Source organism: Lactiplantibacillus garii (assembly GCF_003885105.1).
In the GTDB taxonomy this organism is placed as follows: Bacteria; Bacillota; Bacilli; order Lactobacillales; family Lactobacillaceae; genus Lactiplantibacillus; species Lactiplantibacillus garii.
The window spans coordinates 1-17,567 of the sequence record NZ_QWZQ01000004.1 but is presented as its reverse complement, the minus strand read 5'-3'; the positions used below and the strand labels follow the sequence as shown (position 1 = coordinate 17,567).

Annotated in this window: 17 protein-coding genes; 8 read left to right on the top strand and 9 right to left on the bottom strand. The window is 48.7% G+C overall.

Annotation, left to right across the window (positions count from 1 at the left end; translation table 11 throughout):
* Nucleotides 1–103: 103 nt before the first annotated feature.
* The 3 genes from D1831_RS01915 (at nt 104) to D1831_RS01905 (ending at nt 3,161) form a co-directional block, all read left to right on the top strand.
* On the top strand, nt 104–871 hold the full coding sequence (locus D1831_RS01915; RefSeq protein WP_125071119.1) for an alpha/beta hydrolase: 768 nt from the start codon (nt 104–106) through the stop codon (nt 869–871).
* A 249-nt stretch (nt 872–1,120) separates the two neighbouring features.
* Nucleotides 1,121–1,345 carry a hypothetical protein gene (locus tag D1831_RS01910; protein WP_125071118.1) on the top strand — a complete coding sequence of 75 codons (225 nt, stop codon included), beginning with the start codon at nt 1,121–1,123 and terminating at the stop codon, nt 1,343–1,345.
* A gap of 301 nt (nt 1,346–1,646) precedes the next feature.
* The gene (locus D1831_RS01905) at nt 1,647–3,161 is read left to right on the top strand and encodes an Ig-like domain-containing protein (RefSeq protein WP_125071116.1); all 1,515 of its coding nucleotides are present in this window, start codon (nt 1,647–1,649) and stop codon (nt 3,159–3,161) included.
* A 58-nt stretch (nt 3,162–3,219) separates the two neighbouring features.
* On the opposite strand, the gene D1831_RS01900 is transcribed toward D1831_RS01905, so the two are convergent.
* Nucleotides 3,220–4,104 carry a polyphosphate kinase 2 family protein gene (locus D1831_RS01900; RefSeq protein WP_125071114.1) on the bottom strand — a complete coding sequence of 295 codons (885 nt, stop codon included), beginning with the start codon at nt 4,102–4,104 and terminating at the stop codon, nt 3,220–3,222.
* A gap of 259 nt (nt 4,105–4,363) precedes the next feature.
* Between D1831_RS01900 and D1831_RS01895 the strand changes: the two genes are divergently transcribed.
* Nucleotides 4,364–5,320 carry a nucleoside hydrolase gene (locus tag D1831_RS01895; RefSeq protein ID WP_125071112.1) on the top strand — a complete coding sequence of 319 codons (957 nt, stop codon included), beginning with the start codon at nt 4,364–4,366 and terminating at the stop codon, nt 5,318–5,320.
* A 111-nt stretch (nt 5,321–5,431) separates the two neighbouring features.
* The gene (locus D1831_RS01890) at nt 5,432–6,310 is read left to right on the top strand and encodes a ribonuclease H family protein (protein WP_125071110.1); all 879 of its coding nucleotides are present in this window, start codon (nt 5,432–5,434) and stop codon (nt 6,308–6,310) included.
* A 150-nt stretch (nt 6,311–6,460) separates the two neighbouring features.
* On the opposite strand, the gene D1831_RS01885 is transcribed toward D1831_RS01890, so the two are convergent.
* Both D1831_RS01885 and D1831_RS01880 read right to left on the bottom strand, forming a co-directional pair.
* A complete protein-coding gene (locus D1831_RS01885) occupies nt 6,461–7,186 on the bottom strand; it encodes a VIT1/CCC1 transporter family protein (protein ID WP_125071108.1) in 726 nt (241 codons plus the stop codon).
* Nucleotides 7,187–7,198: 12 nt separating this feature from the next.
* Nucleotides 7,199–7,999 carry a glycyl-radical enzyme activating protein gene (locus tag D1831_RS01880; RefSeq protein WP_125071106.1) on the bottom strand — a complete coding sequence of 267 codons (801 nt, stop codon included), beginning with the start codon at nt 7,997–7,999 and terminating at the stop codon, nt 7,199–7,201.
* 138 nt (nt 8,000–8,137) lie between these two features.
* Between D1831_RS01880 and D1831_RS01875 the strand changes: the two genes are divergently transcribed.
* The 3 genes from D1831_RS01875 to D1831_RS01865 all read left to right on the top strand — a co-directional run bounded on the left by D1831_RS01875 (nt 8,138) and on the right by D1831_RS01865 (nt 12,060).
* Nucleotides 8,138–8,905, top strand: coding sequence for a DeoR/GlpR family DNA-binding transcription regulator (locus D1831_RS01875; protein WP_125071104.1), 768 nt, complete (start codon nt 8,138–8,140; stop codon nt 8,903–8,905).
* A gap of 174 nt (nt 8,906–9,079) precedes the next feature.
* Nucleotides 9,080–11,527, top strand: coding sequence for a glycyl radical protein (locus tag D1831_RS01870; RefSeq protein ID WP_125071102.1), 2,448 nt, complete (start codon nt 9,080–9,082; stop codon nt 11,525–11,527).
* A 173-nt stretch (nt 11,528–11,700) separates the two neighbouring features.
* Nucleotides 11,701–12,060: a winged helix-turn-helix transcriptional regulator gene (locus tag D1831_RS01865; protein ID WP_125071100.1), complete on the top strand. Its 360-nt coding sequence runs from the start codon at nt 11,701–11,703 to the stop codon at nt 12,058–12,060.
* A 75-nt stretch (nt 12,061–12,135) separates the two neighbouring features.
* Here the strand turns inward: D1831_RS01865 and D1831_RS01860 are convergent, their stop codons facing one another.
* From D1831_RS01860 to D1831_RS01835, 6 genes are read right to left on the bottom strand one after another with little or no spacing between them, the layout of a single operon-like run.
* A complete protein-coding gene (locus D1831_RS01860) occupies nt 12,136–12,990 on the bottom strand; it encodes a DsbA family protein (RefSeq protein ID WP_125071098.1) in 855 nt (284 codons plus the stop codon).
* A 28-nt stretch (nt 12,991–13,018) separates the two neighbouring features.
* Complete coding sequence (locus tag D1831_RS01855) at nt 13,019–14,134, bottom strand: NADH-dependent flavin oxidoreductase (protein WP_125071096.1); 1,116 nt, start codon at nt 14,132–14,134, stop codon at nt 13,019–13,021.
* Nucleotides 14,124–15,011, bottom strand: coding sequence for an alpha/beta fold hydrolase (locus D1831_RS01850; RefSeq protein WP_125071094.1), 888 nt, complete (start codon nt 15,009–15,011; stop codon nt 14,124–14,126). Before D1831_RS01850 ends, D1831_RS01855 begins: the two co-directional genes overlap by 11 nt.
* A 6-nt stretch (nt 15,012–15,017) precedes the next feature.
* Nucleotides 15,018–16,145 (bottom strand): NADH-dependent flavin oxidoreductase, encoded by a 1,128-nt coding sequence (locus D1831_RS01845; protein ID WP_125071092.1) that lies wholly within the window; start codon nt 16,143–16,145, stop codon nt 15,018–15,020.
* Between the two features lie 36 nt (nt 16,146–16,181).
* Nucleotides 16,182–16,577, bottom strand: a complete 396-nt coding sequence (locus tag D1831_RS01840; protein WP_125071090.1) for a tautomerase family protein — start codon at nt 16,575–16,577, stop codon at nt 16,182–16,184.
* A 1-nt stretch (nt 16,578) separates the two neighbouring features.
* The gene (locus D1831_RS01835; RefSeq protein ID WP_125071088.1) at nt 16,579–17,445 is read right to left on the bottom strand and encodes an alpha/beta fold hydrolase; all 867 of its coding nucleotides are present in this window, start codon (nt 17,443–17,445) and stop codon (nt 16,579–16,581) included.
* Nucleotides 17,446–17,567: the final 122 nt, after the last annotated feature.

Genomic DNA, 17,567 nt, shown 5'->3' with positions numbered 1-17,567 from the left:
TAAACGTTTAGTCATTGGCTCAATTTTAGTGGATTCACCAAGGTTTTGCAAAACCAAATTCGCCGTTTATGGCTATAATGGGTTCAGAAAGGCTGGTGGTTCAATGCGTCGTCAGAAAACAATTATTTGCCTAGCACTGATCAGTGCGGCCGTGGTCACGTTAAGCGGAGCGTACTGGCAGTGGCGGTCACTCCCCCTGACCCGGGTGCGGGTGCGCGCCACCAACGTTCCAACTATTTTTGTGGCGGGCGACTATGCCAAAGCCTTTTCCACTAACGGGTTCGTTCACCGCTTAAGTGCCCACCAACTAATGACCCGGGCAATGCTGGTTAAAGTTGCCAAAAACGGCACCGTGACTTTTAAACGTTACGCTCCGCTCCGCCACAATCCCACCATTCAAGTCGTGTTCGCGGACAATCACCACCCCAAACGACAAGCCCATCAGCTCACCACCGTCATGCACTTGCTCAAGCAGCGTTACCACGTTCAACGGTTTAACGCGGTCGGACACTCTTCCGGTGGTAACATTATTTTTGACTATTTGACGACGTCCCATGCTCAGGCGCAGCCCCGGATCAACCGCTTCGTTTCCATTGGAACCAACTACCCGGAGCTACCGGCCAAGCTGCACCGTTTTCCCCGCCAAACGGCCGTTCTAAACGTTGCTGGTCAGATTTGGCGTACTAGCGGTGACGGTGAGGTTTCGTTAAACAGTGTGATGGCTTTTAGCCGCCAGTTACAACGGCACCACTTTTCGGTCCAAACCGTAGTTATTCACGGTGGTCCCATCCGGGCCGAACATTCCATGCTCCACATTAACCCCAGTGTTGATGCGCAGTTGGTTCAGTTTTTATACGGTATTTCTGATTAAAATAATTAATTCATTCTATAAAACTAATGTTTTTACACGGTTTAGTGAAGGCAATTGGCCTTACTTAACCGTGTTTTTTAGTCATTGATTCAGTTATGGACCATCAAATTCAGCCACTTTCAACCGGTTTGGCTACCTGACAAACAATTATTCACCTTAAATTTCCCCAGTCAAAACGTGCTAGCTTAAGAGTGTTCGTTGAACGACTAATTTTGTCCGGCGAAAATTCTTTTAAAAGACGGTGATAATATGATGCGCCCATCCAAACCAATTTTAAATCGGCAGGCAGCGCGGTTTGCGCAAAATACCAACGGTCACGCCCGGCATAATCAATTAGCCGCCAGTGATCTGGCACAAACGGATCAAAAACGTCAAGTGTTACGGCAAAAACAAACCGTCGTGTTGCGGAAACATGACCACCACGTTTTACGAAGCAGCCACACCGTGACCCTCAGTAGTAAACCGGTTAAATAACCGCTAACGAGGTTTCACAATTACCACGCACTGGTTGGTGTGCGGTAGTTGTATTGATTTTATAAATATTAAAAATAACTAACCAACTGACGCCACCTTACCTTTAAGCTAAAGTAGTCCTGACCTACCGTTACACTCCCGTAATCACTATTTTAATGATTCGTCCGAGAATTCTAAAATTAAATTAGTTTAACCCATTTACAAACAATTAAGTGTCTTATCTGAGCCCCCACCCGACGTGGTACGTTCTAGTTGTGAGTTAAGCATAACTCCAGATTTGATTGGATGGGAGGAGTCGTTTATGCGTAAAATTTGGCAATGGCTATTAGCGACCCTTGCAGGGCTCATATTAATTCTGGCCAGTCCACCAATAATTAGTCAAGCCCGCGTGGTCACGCAGGCAGTTGGACTGGACGTCAACAGTGCCGTCATCAAAGACGTTAACGGTAACGTTATTTCTCACGACGCGGTGTTGCCACAAAGTTCCGAGTACACGGTCAACTATACGTGGAGTATTCCTGACGGGGTCCGGGTTCGTTCCGGCGATACCATGACGGTCCAAATTCCGGCTAACGTTGAATTTCCAGAAGATGATAGTTTCACCATGGTCGGTATGACCGGTGGCAAACCGATTGGGACCTTCTTTATCGCGGCGGGCTCACACACTGGGACCATCACGTTGAACAGCCAGTTCCAATACCGGCCACTGAATCGGCGTGGTTACTTACACTTAGCCGTTGAGGGCACCGAACCAGACCAACCCGGAACCCTTGCTCAAATTGCAATGAGTAAGTCCGGGACGTGGGCTGATCCGAATAATCAGACTAAAATCAACTGGAGTATTGACGTTTTGGCCAATGGTAATCAGTTAGTTAATCCAGTTATTACCGATCAGTTGAGTGATAACCAAACGTACGTCGCGGGCAGTGCGCACCTCACCGATGAACTTGGCAACACCGTCCCGGTCACTACAACGGTCACCGGTAACCAAATCGAATTTCAAGCCAGTGGTGCGTTCGTTACTCACCTCAATTTAAGTTATCAAACAACGACTAACGAACCAACCGGCAGTGCGATCTTTACCAACTTCGCCGACTATACCGACGACGGTGGCAACAGTGGTTCGGCCGATGCATCGGTTGACCGGGTTACAGAACCAGAGAATCCGGGGACTTCCGAACCAGAAAACCCTGGCACTTCCGAACCAGAAAACCCTGGCACCACGGAACCCGAAAATCCCGGCACTTCCGAACCGGAAAATCCGGGGACTTCCGAACCGGAAAACCCCGGTACTACCGAACCTGAGAATCCAGGGACTTCCGAACCAGAAAATCCGGACACTACGGAACCTGAGAATCCGGGAACTTCCGAACCAGAAAATCCCGGCACTACGGAACCCGAGCAACCAGCGACGACCGCGCCGGACAACTCCGACACGAGCGTAGCGGATGCTCCGGCTACCGACAATTCCGGTGCTACCCCAATGGTACCGAGCCAACCTGATAACGGGACAGTTCCAACACCGCAGCGTCCCACGGTTTCAGCACCGGCAACGACTGGTACCACGGCTAATGGTCAAACCAGTGGATCCGCAACAAGCACACCAACTGCGAACGGTACGCCAGCGTTGACAACGAGTCCAACTCAGCCCGTTCCAGCCGTTACGAATCCCGCCCCAGCTAACAGTAATCCGACTAACACGTTACCTCAGACCAATGAACGAACTAGTCATACGTCCATTTTGCTGGGATTAGCTTTGTTAATCGTTTTGTTACTTGGTGGTTTTGTCGTTAGTCGCCGGCACTCGACGCATTGATTAAAAAGATTCACGTAACTAACCAGCCCAACAACTGGTTAGCAACGTGAATCTTTTTTTAATCTTTCTCGTGATCCAATTTATTTAGCGCCCGTTTTAAAACGGCCTGTGCGTCCGCGTCCAATGACGGGTACGCTAAGGGGAGCTCACTAAGGCGCTGATTAATGATCTCCGAGACGCATAACCGTGAGTACCACTTACTGTCAGACGGAATAACGTACCACGGTGCGGACTTGGATGCCGTGTGAGTAATGGCATCGTCGTAAACCCGTTGGTAATCGTCCCAGTACTTACGTTCCTTCACGTCGGCCGCGGAAAACTTCCAATTATGACTTGGAATCTCAATTCGCCGAATAAAGCGTTGTTTTTGCTCCGCCTTAGACATGTGTAGGAAAAATTTTAAGACTAGGTAACCGTTTCGTTGCAGATAGTCCTCAAAGTAACGCATGTCCTCAAAACGGTGCGCAAAAAAGTCATCGTTAACTTGACTGGCCTGCGCCACATCGCCAATGTGGGCGTTTAAGATAATCTCCGGGTGCACCCGGCTAACCAGCACATCTTCGTAGTAGGAACGGTTAAAAATTTCGATCATCCCGCGTTTAGGCACTTGCCGGTGAATTCGCCAGAGGTAGTCGTGCGCCAGCTCCTTACTCGAGGGTTGTTTAAACGAAGCCACCTGACATCCCTGGGGGTTGATCCCGCTCATAATGTGGGCAATCATACTATCCTTCCCCGCGGCGTCCATCGCTTGAAAAATAATGAGCACGCCGTAACGGTCCTGCGCGTACAGCTTGCCTTGCAATTCCGTTAACTGCTTAATGTTCTTGGCAATCTGCGCCTTAATAGCCTTTTCATCCGTATACTTTGCGTTCGGCGCGGTCGCAATCTGCGTTAATCCCAGCGTCTTTTTACCCGTGTAACGGTATTCCTTTTCAAAATTCACCTGCTTAGCTTCCCTTCACTTCCGGTTGGTCAGTGCCAAGTCAATTAACCAACCTACTTTGACTGTTAGTATAAGGCAGCGATTACATTTTGACCAGTCACTTGCAAGTGGCACTTAATCCGAACAATTTCTAAGCGACTGCAGGAAGTAATTCGCGGCTACCCGTTGTCACGACCTACTGAAACGTTTACAATTAAACCATAGTTCTACCACCAAGGTCACCCACGCGGTGAACACCTATTCAGGGAGGATGTTATTCATGGCAAAACGCAAAATGATTTTGGATTTAGATACGGGGATTGACGACTCGCTCGCCATTGCTTACGCACTCGGCGCGCCCGACGTTGATTTAATTGGGATTATCAGTTCCTACGGTAACGTCATTACGTCCAAGGCAGCTGACAACAGCTTACGCATTTTGGAATTACTCGGTGCGCCCGACGTGCCGGTTTTTCTGGGCGAACCCCATTCCAGTACGACTGAACACTTCGACGTTATGGCCATCTCCCAACAAATTCACGGTAAAAACGGGATTGGCGAAGTTGACCTCCCCACGCCTAAACGCGCGGTTGAAAAACAATCCGGCGTTGATTTCTTGATCGACGCGGTCCACCAGTACGGTGCTGATTTAACGCTGGTACCAACTGGTCCGCTGACTAACTTAGCCGCCGCTTTAAAAAAGGCGCCGGACATCGCGTCCACCATTGGTAACGTTACTTTAATGGGTGGGGCCTTAACGGTTCCTGGTAACGTCAGCCACTTTGCCGAAGCCAACATCAACCAAGATGCCGAAGCCGCTAACGCCGTCTTCACCAGCGACCTGCACCTTACAATGGTCGGCCTAGACGTTACCCTGCGGACGTTATTAACTAAACACGAAACGCAACAGTGGCGTGATTTAAAGACCACTGCCGGTGCCAAGTTTGCCGACATCGTTGACTACTACATTGCCGCTTACGAAGTGACCAGCCCCGACTTGCACGGTTGCGCCCTCCACGACCCGTTAGCCGTTGGTGTGGCTTTAGATCCAAGTTTTGTGACCACCCTTGATTTAAACATGTTCGTTCAGGATGAAGGCGTCGACTACGGCCGCACAATTGGTGATCCGGCCCGGCTCAACGAACCAACCAACGTTACGGTGGCCTTGACCGTTGACCAAGATCGCTATTTAAAGACGTTCATGACCTACTTGACGGCCCTCTTTAAACAAAACTAATTTACTTAAAAAACGCCTCAGTGGAATCAATTGAGTATTCCACGGGCGTTTTTACGGCGGTCACTAAACGTGGTAAATTTAATTAAAACGATTAGAAAGCAGGAATCAAACTTGGCACAAAAATATTACGCGGTCCGTAAGGGACAACACCCTGGTATTTACCGGAGCTGGCCGGAAACGCAAAAACAAGTGAGCGGGTTTGCGGGCGCCCAGTATAAAAGTTTTACGACTGAAGCCGCGGCGCAGGCGTTTATGCGGGGAGAAACGGTCCCCACAATTGCTAAGCCTTCTAAGACCCGGTCACCCCAGACCAATGCCCCCACTGGCCGCCCCGTGCAAGCCGATGTGACCGTCTATACGGACGGTGGTTCTCGTAACACCGGCAACGTTGCCGGTGGGCACGTTAAAAGCAAAGACCGCGCCGCCTGGGCCTACCGCATTGAGTTGACTGACCAACTCGTTACCGATTCCGGGGGTGAATGGGGGGCGACTAACAACCGGATGGAAATTATGGCCTTTCTACGCGCCTTGGAACAACTCCAAAAATTAGACAAAACGGGGGCCCAGATTCGCTTTGTCCTGGACTCCCAGTACGTTTTAAACGCGGTCACCAAGGGATGGCTAGCCGGGTGGAAACGCCGCGGCTGGAAGCGGAGCGCCGGTCCCCTCGTCAACGCCGAACTTTGGCAGGCGGTCGACCGGCTGTTACCACAATTTAAACACTTAAACTTTAGTTGGACCAAGGGGCACGCGACCAACCAAGGCAACGTCTTCGTGGACCACCTGTTAAACCAAACCATGGATCGAATGGTCCCGGGCCAGGCAGCACCGACCACCACGGCAACGAGTCACCACCAAGACTGGAAAAAAACGGCCCCGACCCAACCAGCCAGCGCCGCTTCCAAACCGGTTGACCCGGCAGTGGCTAAAAAATCCGTGGACGCGATTCGGCAGATGCTCCGCGACGCCGGTCTCAATCATCCCGGTTAATCTGTTTTACACACAGTAAATTGTGCGCTAAAAGATAATTTGCTCCGCTTAACGTGAAATCGGCGACCATTCCTAATCAAGGAATAATCGCCGATTTCACGTTTCTGTTCATCAACCAAGTCACGCTCGTTTGTGTCGAATCGAATTCACTCACCCACCAATACTCGTATGGAAAATTGCACCAAGGCCAAACGTGATCACCGTGGTCAACAACCCCACGACCACGTTGCGCACCATCGTTTGCTTGGTAGACAGGACTTGCGAACGGGAACTGATGAACCCGTTTAGTCCCAACGCCACCACCATGGCAACCAGAGTTCCAACTTCCTTATACGGGTTTGGAACGGTCGTCATCGTCACCAGCGGAATAATCGCACCGGCAATAAACGACAGGAACGACGTCACCGCGGCGTGCAGTGGGTTTAAATAGTGACCGACTTGCAACTGGTACTCACTGGCCACTTCCGCATCTACTTCCGACTGGCGGCCCTGTTTGGACATCAATTCATCCGCAACCGTGGTCGCCGTAGCAAGGCTGAGGCCCCGCTTCCGGTACGCTTGAATCAAGTATTGACGGGACCGGTTGTCGGGCAACGCGACCCGCTCAATTAACTGATCCACGGTATTTTTCTGAATATCATGCTGAGCACGTACCGAAATGTACTCACCACCCGCCATCGAACATGCGCCGGCCAGCATGCCGGCTAACCCCGCCATTAAAAGGTAGTTCGACGAAAAACTGGCCCCCATAGCTCCCAAAACAATTCCAGAAACCGAAATAATCCCGTCGTTAGCACCTAAAATACCGGCTCGAATCACGTTTAGGCGGTCAGCCAACGCACCGTGTTTAAACACCCTTCGAATTGAAAATTCCATGATAAGCCTCCATTACCAACCGTTGATTCGAACTTTCACGCCGTGCTTTTCAATTGCCTTGGCATAATCCGCTAAATCGGCGGCCTGCAATTGTTTCACGTCCTTTAACGCGTACTCGCGACCGAGATCTTGGTATTTTTTTAACCCAAACTGGTGGAACGGAAGCAATTCAACTTCCGGAACGCCCAACTTAACAAACAACGTTCCAAAATGGTCCGCGTCGTCAAGCGTGTAATTAAAGCCGGGAATGACTGGAATCCGAACCATCATGGTTTTGTGAGCCCGCACCGCGGTTTCCAAGTTCTTTAAAATCACACTATTGTCCGCACCAGTCCCCGCCCGGTGCTTCGTGCGGTCCCACTGTTTACAGTCGTAGTACATAAAGTCCATATAACTCATAAATTCTTTAAATAATTTAGGCGTCGTGTATCCGGTCGTTTCACAGGCCAAGTGGATGCCCTGGGCTTTAACGGCCTTCGCCAATTCAATGGCAAACGGGGCTTGAAATAAAACCTCACCACCGGAAAAGGTCACTCCGCCACCCGATTCGTCGTAAAAGTCTTTGTCCTGCATGATAACCTTCATAATCTCGTCAACCGTCATGTAATCACCAACGATGGTTTCCTTGGCCGTCTGTTCGTCATACATGGATTCCTGAACCCCCGACTGCGATTCCGGGTTAGAACACCATTTACAACGTAGCGGGCACCCCTTAAAAAATACCACCGTACGGATACCAGGACCATCATTAATACTAAATTTTTGAATGTTAAAAACTAACCCTTTTAACGGTTCAGTCGTTACCGTTGCCATACCAATCACCCCTTCATTTATTTTCGACTATAGATTACCATTAAAACGTTCAAACGTAAATACTTTTAGTTTCGAAAGAAACATTTTGGCAGCTAGTTAGACCCATGCTATAATCGTACTGAATAGGAAGTGAACCCAATGAATCAACGTAATGAACAGCTTTTACAGCTCGTTAATCAACACAAAAAAATTGAAGTAAACCGTTTGGCGGACTTACTTCAAGTTTCGAAAGTGACAATTCGTAAAGATTTAACGCAGCTCGAGAACCGGGGCTTACTGCGGCGCCAACACGGTTTTGCCATTATCAACAACCCCAACAACTTAAAATTTCGTCTGGCCCAAAATTACGACACGAAGCGTCAGATTGCCCACGCCGCGGCCCAGTTAGTGGCGGACAACGAAACCATCATGATCGAATCCGGTTCAACGTGCGCCCTGCTTGCGGAGGAATTGGCCCAAAGCAAAAAGAACGTCACCATTATTACCATTTCGTTTTTTATTGCCAATTACGTTCGTGACTACCACAACGTTAAAGTCAACGTCTTGGGCGGTGAATACCAGTCTGAAGCCCAGGTAGCGGTTGGGCCAATTACTAAGGCCGTTTTAACTAACTTTCACACGTCCAAACTATTCGTTGGGGTTGACGGCTTTGACGGTACTTACGGCTTTTATGGGAACGACATTATGCGGGCCGATACCTGTCAAGCCATGGCCGCCAACGCGGACCAAACTTACATTTTGACTGATTCCAGTAAGTTCAGTACCCGCAGTACCGTGCGCCAACTCGCACTCGACCAAGTTTACGAAGTGATTACGGATGATCAGCTCCCAACGACGGCGGCCCAACAGCTCCGTGACCACCACCTCAAATTACAGACAGTTCCCGCACAAATACCCCTTGCATAAATTTAAATTTGCTTTTCGCAAAACACCGCGAGGGGCTTTTTTTATGCACCTTTGTGCAGTTACTAATTAAATCATGTTTTTATTTGTAATCGCTTAATTATCCGGCCGGTTCATGCTATGATAGTTTCGTAGGAAAGTAAAACATGTTTCAAACGACAGAAAGGAAGAGCTAACATGTCTGAAACTTTAACCCAAACTAAAACCACGAACCACGAAACGAACCACTTTGGCCATTTGACCCCCATGATGGACCGCTTTCGGGACAGTATCATTGACGCTAAACCGTACGTTGATCCGGAACGTGCCATTCTTACGACCCAAACTTATAAGGAACACCAAGACGAACAAGTTGATATTTTACGTGCCAAGATGTTGGAAAACGTCTTAAAGCACATGACGATTTTCATCGAAGACAACACTTTATTAGCCGGTAACCAGGCCCGGCAAAACCGCTGGGCACCCGTTTTCCCAGAATACTCGATGAACTGGGTCATTGATGAACTCGACACTTTTGAAAAGCGCCCCGGTGACGTCTTTTACATTACCGAAGAATCCAAAGACGAATTGCGTAAAATCGCGCCGTTCTGGCAACACAATACGTTGGAAGACCGCGGGTACGCCAGCTTCCCCGAAGCTAGTCGAATCTTCTACGATTTGGGGATCATCGGCGCGGATGGTAACATTACCTCCGGTGACGGACACATCGCCGTCGATTACAAGAACGTCGTCACCAAGGGACTTAAGTGGTACGAAGACCGGATCAAGACGGCCTTTGACAATCTGGACCTGACCGATTTTAAGCAACAAAAACAATACTACTTCTACAAGGCCGGCTTGATCGTGATCAACGCCATTCACGACTTTGCAAAGCGCTACGCCGACTTGGCCGCTAAACAAGCTAACGAAGCCACTAACCCACAGCGCAAGGCACAGCTTCAAAAAATGAGTCAGATTTTAAACAAAGTTCCTTACGAACCAGCCGACACCTTCTACGAAGCAATTCAAGCCGTTTGGCTGACCCACTTGACCTTACAAATTGAATCTAACGGTCACTCGGTTTCTTACGGACGTTTGGATCAATACCTTGATCCGTTCTACGAACACGACCTTAAAACTGGTGAAATTGACGCGGACGGTGCGACCGAACTATTGACCAACCTTTGTCTCAAAACCTTAACGATCAACAAAGTCCGTTCTTGGCAACACACGGAATTCTCCGCTGGTAGTCCGCTTTACCAAAACATTACCATTGGTGGCCAGACACCGGACGGTAAGGACGCGGTTAACCCAACTTCTTACTTGATCTTACGGGCGATTGCTCAGGCACACTTACCACAACCCAACTTAACGGTCCGTTACCACAAGGGCTTAAGTGATAAGTTTATGCGTGAATGCGTGGAAGTTATCAAACAAGGCCTCGGGATGCCCGCCTTTAACAACGACGAAGTCATCATCCCGTCATTCATTCGCCGCGGTGTCAAAAAAGAAGATGCTTATAACTACAGTGCGATTGGCTGTGTGGAAACTGCCATCCCTGGTAAGTGGGGCTACCGGTGTACCGGGATGAGCTTCATCAACTTCCCACGGGTCCTACTGATTGTCATGAACGGTGGTGTTGACCCCGAATCCGGTAAACAACTCTTACCAAACTACGGTAAGTTTACCGATATGAAGTCTTACCAACAGTTAATGGACGCTTGGGATAAGGCCCTCCGTGAGATGACCCGTCAAAGTGTCATCATTGAAAACAGTTGTGACTTAGCCTTGGAACAAAACTACCCGGACATCCTCTGCTCCGTTTTGACCGACGACTGCATTGGCCGCGGGAAGACCATCAAGGAAGGTGGCGCGGTTTACGACTTTATCAGTGGACTTCAAGTTGGAATCGCCAACTTAGCCGACTCGTTGGCTGCCATTAAGAAACTGGTCTTTGAAGAACACAAGTTAACGACGGCTCAACTCTGGCACGCCCTCGAAACCGACTTTGCCGGTGAAGACGGTGAAAAGATCCGCCAGATGTTGATCAACGACGCACCGAAGTACGGTAACGATGACGATTACGTCGATGATTTGATCGTGGACGCTTACCAACCTTACATTGACGAAATTGCCAAGTACAAGAACACCCGTTACGGTCGGGGCCCGATTGGTGGTTTGCGGTACGCCGGAACTTCCTCCATTTCCGCTAACGTGGGCCAGGGTCACAGTACCTTAGCCACACCGGACGGTCGCCACGCTCGCACGCCGTTGGCCGAGGGGTGTTCACCAGAACACGCCATGGATACCGATGGTCCAACCGCCGTTTTCAAGTCCGTTTCGAAGTTACACACCGAAGACATCACTGGTGGTGTGCTGCTTAACCAAAAGATGTCACCACAAATTTTACGTAGTGACGAAAGTTGCATGAAACTGGTTGCGTTACTGCGGACCTTCTTCAACCGCCTGCACGGTTACCACGTTCAATACAACATCGTTTCCCGGGATACTCTGATCGACGCTCAGAACCACCCTGCTAAACACCGTGACCTGATTGTCCGGGTTGCCGGATACTCCGCCTTCTTCGTGGGTCTATCCAAAGAAACTCAGGATGATATTATTGAACGGACTGAACAGTCCCTATAAGCTTAACAACAGTTAGATGATGGTTAAAAGCCCGCCAACCCATTTGTTGGCGGGCTTTTAACGTGACTTGCCGTTTAATCAGCAAGTACCATGAACGGTCAGATTGTGGTATAATTTATGGAAATAAAAGAAACTGTACATTCAATTTTCTTTCCAAAGGATCTGACTAAATAATGGAACAACAAGTTTTTGAGACTAAGGTCAACCGGTTCAATAAAGAAATGCCCGAGTATTGCCCCGTCACCTATTCCATGCAAATTATCGGCTCAAAATGGAAGATTCCCATTTTATGGAAGCTGATGTTAGAGGATGGTCAACACTATAACCACCTCAAACGCAAGGTCGGGAACATTACCAATACCATGCTGACCAAAAGTCTCCGCGAACTCGAAGCTGACAAGTTACTTGAACGGCACGACGATCAGACCGTCCCGCCGTCGGTCACCTACCACCTAACCGATTTAGGTAAGGAGCTAGTCTACACGATGGAGGGCCTGTTTGATTGGGGGCAAAAGATTCATAATACGAAGTAGCGCACTAAACACTAAGGGGCACCCGGAACAAATTCCGGGTGCCCTTTAGTGTTTAATTCCAAACCTGATCGATCTTTAACGCTGATAAAAGACCGTCTTTTTAAACTTAGTCTTCGTTAAACTAGTGTCAGCTAACGCTTGCACGACCGTCGCCTCATCCGCCACGTCAAAGGCTTCCTTTAATTCCAAACTAGAAATATGCGGATGTAAAGTCATTAGTTGGGTCACCGCGGCCTGATCAAACTGGACTGCACTGGGAGTGAGTTCACCACCACTGACCTTTTTAATGATATCTAGCCACTCCGTATATTTAGGTAACCCCTTAATCACGTAACTCTGATCACCATACGTCACAATATAAGCCGGTAATTGTTGAATCTGCAACTGCCCAATAATATTCTGCTCTTTTTCAAGATCTAATTCTAGGTCATTGGCTTGATAACGGCGCTTAAACTGGTCCGCGTCAAGTCCAAACTGCACCGCTAACTGTTGCAAATAGCGTGGGTCGGTCGTCTGCTGATTCAGCACCACCGTCGCGTATTGCAATTCGTAGAGAACTTGATCTTCTCGTTGAGCACTGTGATTTGAGATGATCCGCAGCGCCTTGCTCAAAGGTCGCGAAGTTGTGTGGGCAGCATCAAACAACCGCTTGCCCGCCCCCATTTGGATCGGCATCCCCGCGATCCGCTCTTCCTGCAAATAAATTTGCATCAATTTGACCCAGTACTGATTAAGTGCCACCGTTTTTCCATAACGCTTTAATACGTTCTGGTCAGTCAGCGTGTAAACGTCCTTGACCAGTTGGCCCATTAACGTTCCAAAGTCAATTTGATAATTAAAATGGGTTTCCAATTTCCGGTGGATTGGCCAAGTTTCCCACAATAGTCCCATCATGGGGTCAGCAACCGTTATAATTTTTAACCGTTTCATTCGTTCACGTTCTTTCATTTACTATTCTTTAAGACTGTTTGATTTTAGGAAACATCGCGTTGCCCGCCAGTGTCCCGTATAACATGGCCGGGGTAAACCGGTAGGAATCCATGTCATTCCAGTCAAACTCACTTTGAATCTCATCTTCACGACCGGTTTTGATCAATTCAACTAAGTTCGGGTTAAGCTCCACGGAGCCACCCACCGCCAAAAAATCGGCCCAGCCGGTATTAAAGGCTTTTAAGCCCTGTTCTTCAGCGAACAAGTCCCCGACACCAATGAACGGTACCCGGCCATTGATTCGCTCGTGAACGGCCTCCATCCGAGTTTGGCTCGTATTACCACCACGCCGAATTTTCTTGTAGAAATTCCATAACGAAATGTGGATATACTGTAGCGGTTTAGTAACTAACCGGTCAATCAGTGCCAAGGTCTCCGTCATGGTCAAACCGTCAGCACCCGGTTCTTCCGGCGAGAAACGGTACCCGACGATGAAGTCCGGACGGTGATATTTCTGTCGAACCGCGTCAACGGCGTCAATAATTTCCATTGGGAAGTTAAACCGTTTTTCCATACTGCCACCCCAGTGATCCGTGCGCTGATTATACGTTGCGGAAACGAATTGTTGAATGAGCCACCCGTTAGCACCGTGGATCTCAACGCCGTCCAGTCCCGCTCGAATGGCCAATTCCGTCGCATAGGCAAAGGCGTGGACCATCTCACGAACTTCCGCATCCGTCATCTGCCGAACCCCCATGTACCCGATGGCACTGGGGCCCATTAGATCATAACCCTGAGTCATCGCTGGATCGGCTTGAATGCCGGCATGTGCTAATTGAATGACCGCCTTTGCGCCCTGCTTGTGCGAAATTTCAGCGTATTCCTTTAAGGTCGCCAGGTTCTCTTCGTGAAAGGCGTTGGGGGATTCAAATCCAATGCCACTCGGGTGAACGTTGGTAAAGGGAATGATCCACGTGCCAAAGCCCTTAAAACGGTCCCGCCAAAAGTTACGGGCCGCGGCCGTTAATTCCCCATCCGGGCCTGAATCATAAATTGTCAGTGGGGCGACCACCAACCGGTTTTTGATTTTAACACCGTTATTTAAAACGTAGGGTTCGAATAATTTATTATATTTAGCTTGCATGACTTGATTGCTCCTTACTTATAAAATGCCATTGTTGCAATAATTTAACGACTTGATCCGCTAAGGCCCGTTCCTGATGACGATAAATGTGCCCCGTAGCGGCAATGACGCGTAAGTCGTTTTTCTCTGCGTCCTTAAAATGAACATTGATATTCTTCAAATATTTAACCGGATTCCCACGGGTAAAGCGGTCACGGTCACCAATCACTAAGGCCCCGGTCTGGTGGATCGCGGCCACCTGCTCAAAGTTAGCCTGGGGTTCCATGTGGACATTATTGAGCGTCTCATTCGTTAGCCACTGAGCCCCCGTATCCGCAGTACTTGATAACCAACCGAATAGTTTAAACGGCAACCTGCGTGACCCGCGACCCCGCTGCCGGTAGTGCTTGATCGTTGAACGTTGAACACCGGCGATACCGTCCCGTAAACGGTCAACGTTTACGGGGCTGAGCAGTAAAAACTTATCAATTGGACTAGCAGGTCGCGTTGCCAGGTAGTGAATGATTTTATTGGCTCCCAACGAATGTCCGCCTAATACAACGTGCTTATACTGCTGGCGCAGTGCAGCCGTTAAATACGCCGCAACGTCGGCATCCGTATTTTCAAAGTCTTCGGACCACGCCCCGTAAGTTTCAATGCGTCCGGTTTTTGCGTTGGGCATACTTAACTGGTTAAAAGCGTCCCGCGTGTGGGCGACAATTAGATCCACGTTGACCTGATTCAGGGTCGTTCCAAGCGTCGTTAAAAACGGATTGTTATTTAAATTGCCCTCAACACCGGTCACGATAATTACTACCGTTTGGGCGTGGGGAGTCCTAAACCAGGCACCCTTTAAGGTCGTTCCGGTGTTCATGGTGACAGTTAAATCGGTTAACATGCGCCTCTACCTCCTTAGTGTAATACGGTGCGGTGTACGGTACGCTAAGTCCAGCTTCTCCCGTTTGGCTTGCAACATGGCGGGCGTGTAACGGTACCGTTGCACGTGCTGCCAGTTAAAAGTCGTCTCAATCTCATCGTCCCGACCAGACTGGATGAGTTGGACTAAATTAGGATTCAGCATGACTGACCGGCCGACCGCAATAAATTCGGCCCAGCCGGTTTGGTACGCCGATAAGATTTGGTTACCCGTATAGAGTGAACCAACCCCAATTAACGGTAGTTTACCGCCGATTCGCTGATGAAAGATCTGCATCCGCGTTTGTTGCCGGTCGGCGCCCCGTCGTGGTCGTGAATAAAAGCTGAGTAGTGAAACGTGCAAGTACTGGAGCGGTTTTTGAACCAATGCATCAATCAACGCTAAGGAATCCTGCATACTGAATCCGTCGCGCGGCCGTTCGGGTGAAAAACGGTACCCGATAATAAAGTTGGGCCGGTGATATCGCCGGCGTACGGCGTCAACGGCATCAATGATTGCCATTAAAAAGTTGAGCCGTTTTTGAAAGGAACCGCCCCAGTGATCAGACCGGTGGTTAGTCGCGGGTGAAAAGAACTGCTCAACCAGCCAACCGTTTGCGCCCTGAATCTCCACACCATCCATTCCGGCCTTAATTCCTAACCTAGCCGCATTAGCAAACGCGGCGATCATTTTTTGAATTTGACCTTCATTCATGGTTCGAGCGCGGCGCCGAACGGTCCCATCGGGTGCCAACACGTTAAACCCCCGGGTCATATCTGGTCGCGCTTTATACCCCGCGTGACCAAGTTGCATGATAATCTTAGCCCCCTGTCCGTGCGCTAGTTGGACGTACTCGCGTAACGTCGGTAGCTGGTTGTCACTAAAAGCATCGGGAGATTCGAAGCCGATTCCACTAGGATCAACGTTGGTAAACGGCATCACAAACGTACCAAAGCCGTTAAAACGGTCCCGCCAAAAGTTGCGGGCACTCTCCGTCAACTCGCCGTTAGTGCCGGAATCGTAAATGGTCAACGGTGCGACCACTAACCGATTTTTGATGGATACCCCGTTATTCAATTCATAGGGTTCAAATAACGGTAAATATTTTTGCTTCATGACTGTTCCTCCCTGCTATTAAAACCATAATTATAATTAATCCGTTTGAGCACCGCCGAGTTCATCCGGAACGTGAACCCCCTGCTCATCAATAAAGTAACCACTAGTGCCCCACACTTTAATATCTTCATAGTCGATAAATAGATTTTCCGGCTGAATATGCAGGACTTGATAAAACAACTTGGTCATGGCCAGGTTTAACTCGACGTAACCTTCATGGTTGGGTGTGCCATAAATGGCGACCGAAACGTAAGCTAAGACTTCCCGGTCATCTCCTCGCAAGTACAGGTCATATTGATCCTCGATGCCGACCATCAAAACGTCTTCCGATTTTCCCGGCACAAAACTGATTGCTCGGCCCAGTCCCGCCTTTAATTGCGTTCTTTGTTGCTTTGAAATTTTTTGATTAACTTTTACCATCATAAAAGGCATTTTATGACCCTCCCTTTAACCATCCTTGTAATAGCTTCAAAATTTCACGTGCTAATTGTTGTTCTTTATCCTGATACGTGTGACCCGTTCCCTCGATATAAACCAATTCGTTGGCCACACTAGTCCTAAAATGAGCGTTAATTGTCTGTAAATATTGCTTGGGATCGCCATAAGTAAACGTATCTAACGTCCCAATCACCAACGCACCACTTTGCTTGATTTGCTCAACCTGGCTAAAATCGGCTTGTTTATCCGAATGAACGTTATCTAAAGTAGTGCTGTACAGCCACTGATAGGCCGTATCCGCCGTACATGGTAACCAACCAAAAAGTTGAAATGGTAATAATTGGTCGCCTTGGCCCCGCTTTACGAGCCCCTGAACGTAGCGGCGGGCGTCCAATGGAACCGTGTCCGTTAATCTTTTGAGATTAGCCGGACTAAGTAGCAAAAATTTATCAACGTTGGTCCGTGGATGATTGGCCAAGTAATGAATCACTTTATTGGCTCCCAACGAGTGACCACCTAAAATAACGTGCTGATAGCGCTGTGCTTTTGTATATGCCAAGTAAGCGGCAACGTCACTATCGGCGTCGTCAAAGCTTTCGGACCACGAACCAACGAGTTCCGTTTGCCCCGTTGAGTGGTTAAGTGATTCAACCTGGCTAAACGCATCCCGCGTTTGCGCGTAAATAAAGTCAATTCCGGCCGCCATCAGCGTTTTACCGATGTTAACGTAAAACGGATTCGAGTAAAAATTCCCGTGAACACCCGTAATCGCCACCAACACCGTTGTTGCACGGGGGGCTTTAAAAAGCGTTCCTTTCAATTCTGTCCCGGACTTAGTCACGATATTTAACGTTTGGATCATCGGTACGCCCCTCTTTCATGTTTCAATATTTAAGTACAGTGATTATCATAATCTTAAAAAAGATAAAAACAAGTACGCATATTTTTCTTCCTTTAATTTTTTTTTAAAATAGTCCTTAATTC

Excerpts from the sequence above, each read along its gene's own strand:
- D1831_RS01885 (WP_125071108.1), bottom strand. The coding sequence starts at position 7,186 with ATGGAATTTTCAATTCGAAGGGTGTTTAAACACGGTGCGTTGGCTGAC.
- D1831_RS01905 (WP_125071116.1), top strand. The coding sequence starts at position 1,647 with ATGCGTAAAATTTGGCAATGGCTATTAGCGACCCTTGCAGGGCTCATA.
- D1831_RS01835 (WP_125071088.1), bottom strand. The coding sequence starts at position 17,445 with ATGATCCAAACGTTAAATATCGTGACTAAGTCCGGGACAGAATTGAAA.
- D1831_RS01915 (WP_125071119.1), top strand. The coding sequence starts at position 104 with ATGCGTCGTCAGAAAACAATTATTTGCCTAGCACTGATCAGTGCGGCC.
- D1831_RS01850 (WP_125071094.1), bottom strand. The coding sequence starts at position 15,011 with ATGTTAACCGATTTAACTGTCACCATGAACACCGGAACGACCTTAAAG.
- D1831_RS01870 (WP_125071102.1), top strand. The coding sequence starts at position 9,080 with ATGTCTGAAACTTTAACCCAAACTAAAACCACGAACCACGAAACGAAC.
- D1831_RS01840 (WP_125071090.1), bottom strand. The coding sequence starts at position 16,577 with ATGCCTTTTATGATGGTAAAAGTTAATCAAAAAATTTCAAAGCAACAA.
- D1831_RS01860 (WP_125071098.1), bottom strand. The coding sequence starts at position 12,990 with ATGAAACGGTTAAAAATTATAACGGTTGCTGACCCCATGATGGGACTA.
- D1831_RS01845 (WP_125071092.1), bottom strand. The coding sequence starts at position 16,145 with ATGAAGCAAAAATATTTACCGTTATTTGAACCCTATGAATTGAATAAC.
- D1831_RS01875 (WP_125071104.1), top strand. The coding sequence starts at position 8,138 with ATGAATCAACGTAATGAACAGCTTTTACAGCTCGTTAATCAACACAAA.
- D1831_RS01880 (WP_125071106.1), bottom strand. The coding sequence starts at position 7,999 with ATGGCAACGGTAACGACTGAACCGTTAAAAGGGTTAGTTTTTAACATT.
- D1831_RS01895 (WP_125071112.1), top strand. The coding sequence starts at position 4,364 with ATGGCAAAACGCAAAATGATTTTGGATTTAGATACGGGGATTGACGAC.
- D1831_RS01865 (WP_125071100.1), top strand. The coding sequence starts at position 11,701 with ATGGAACAACAAGTTTTTGAGACTAAGGTCAACCGGTTCAATAAAGAA.
- D1831_RS01855 (WP_125071096.1), bottom strand. The coding sequence starts at position 14,134 with ATGCAAGCTAAATATAATAAATTATTCGAACCCTACGTTTTAAATAAC.
- D1831_RS01910 (WP_125071118.1), top strand. The coding sequence starts at position 1,121 with ATGATGCGCCCATCCAAACCAATTTTAAATCGGCAGGCAGCGCGGTTT.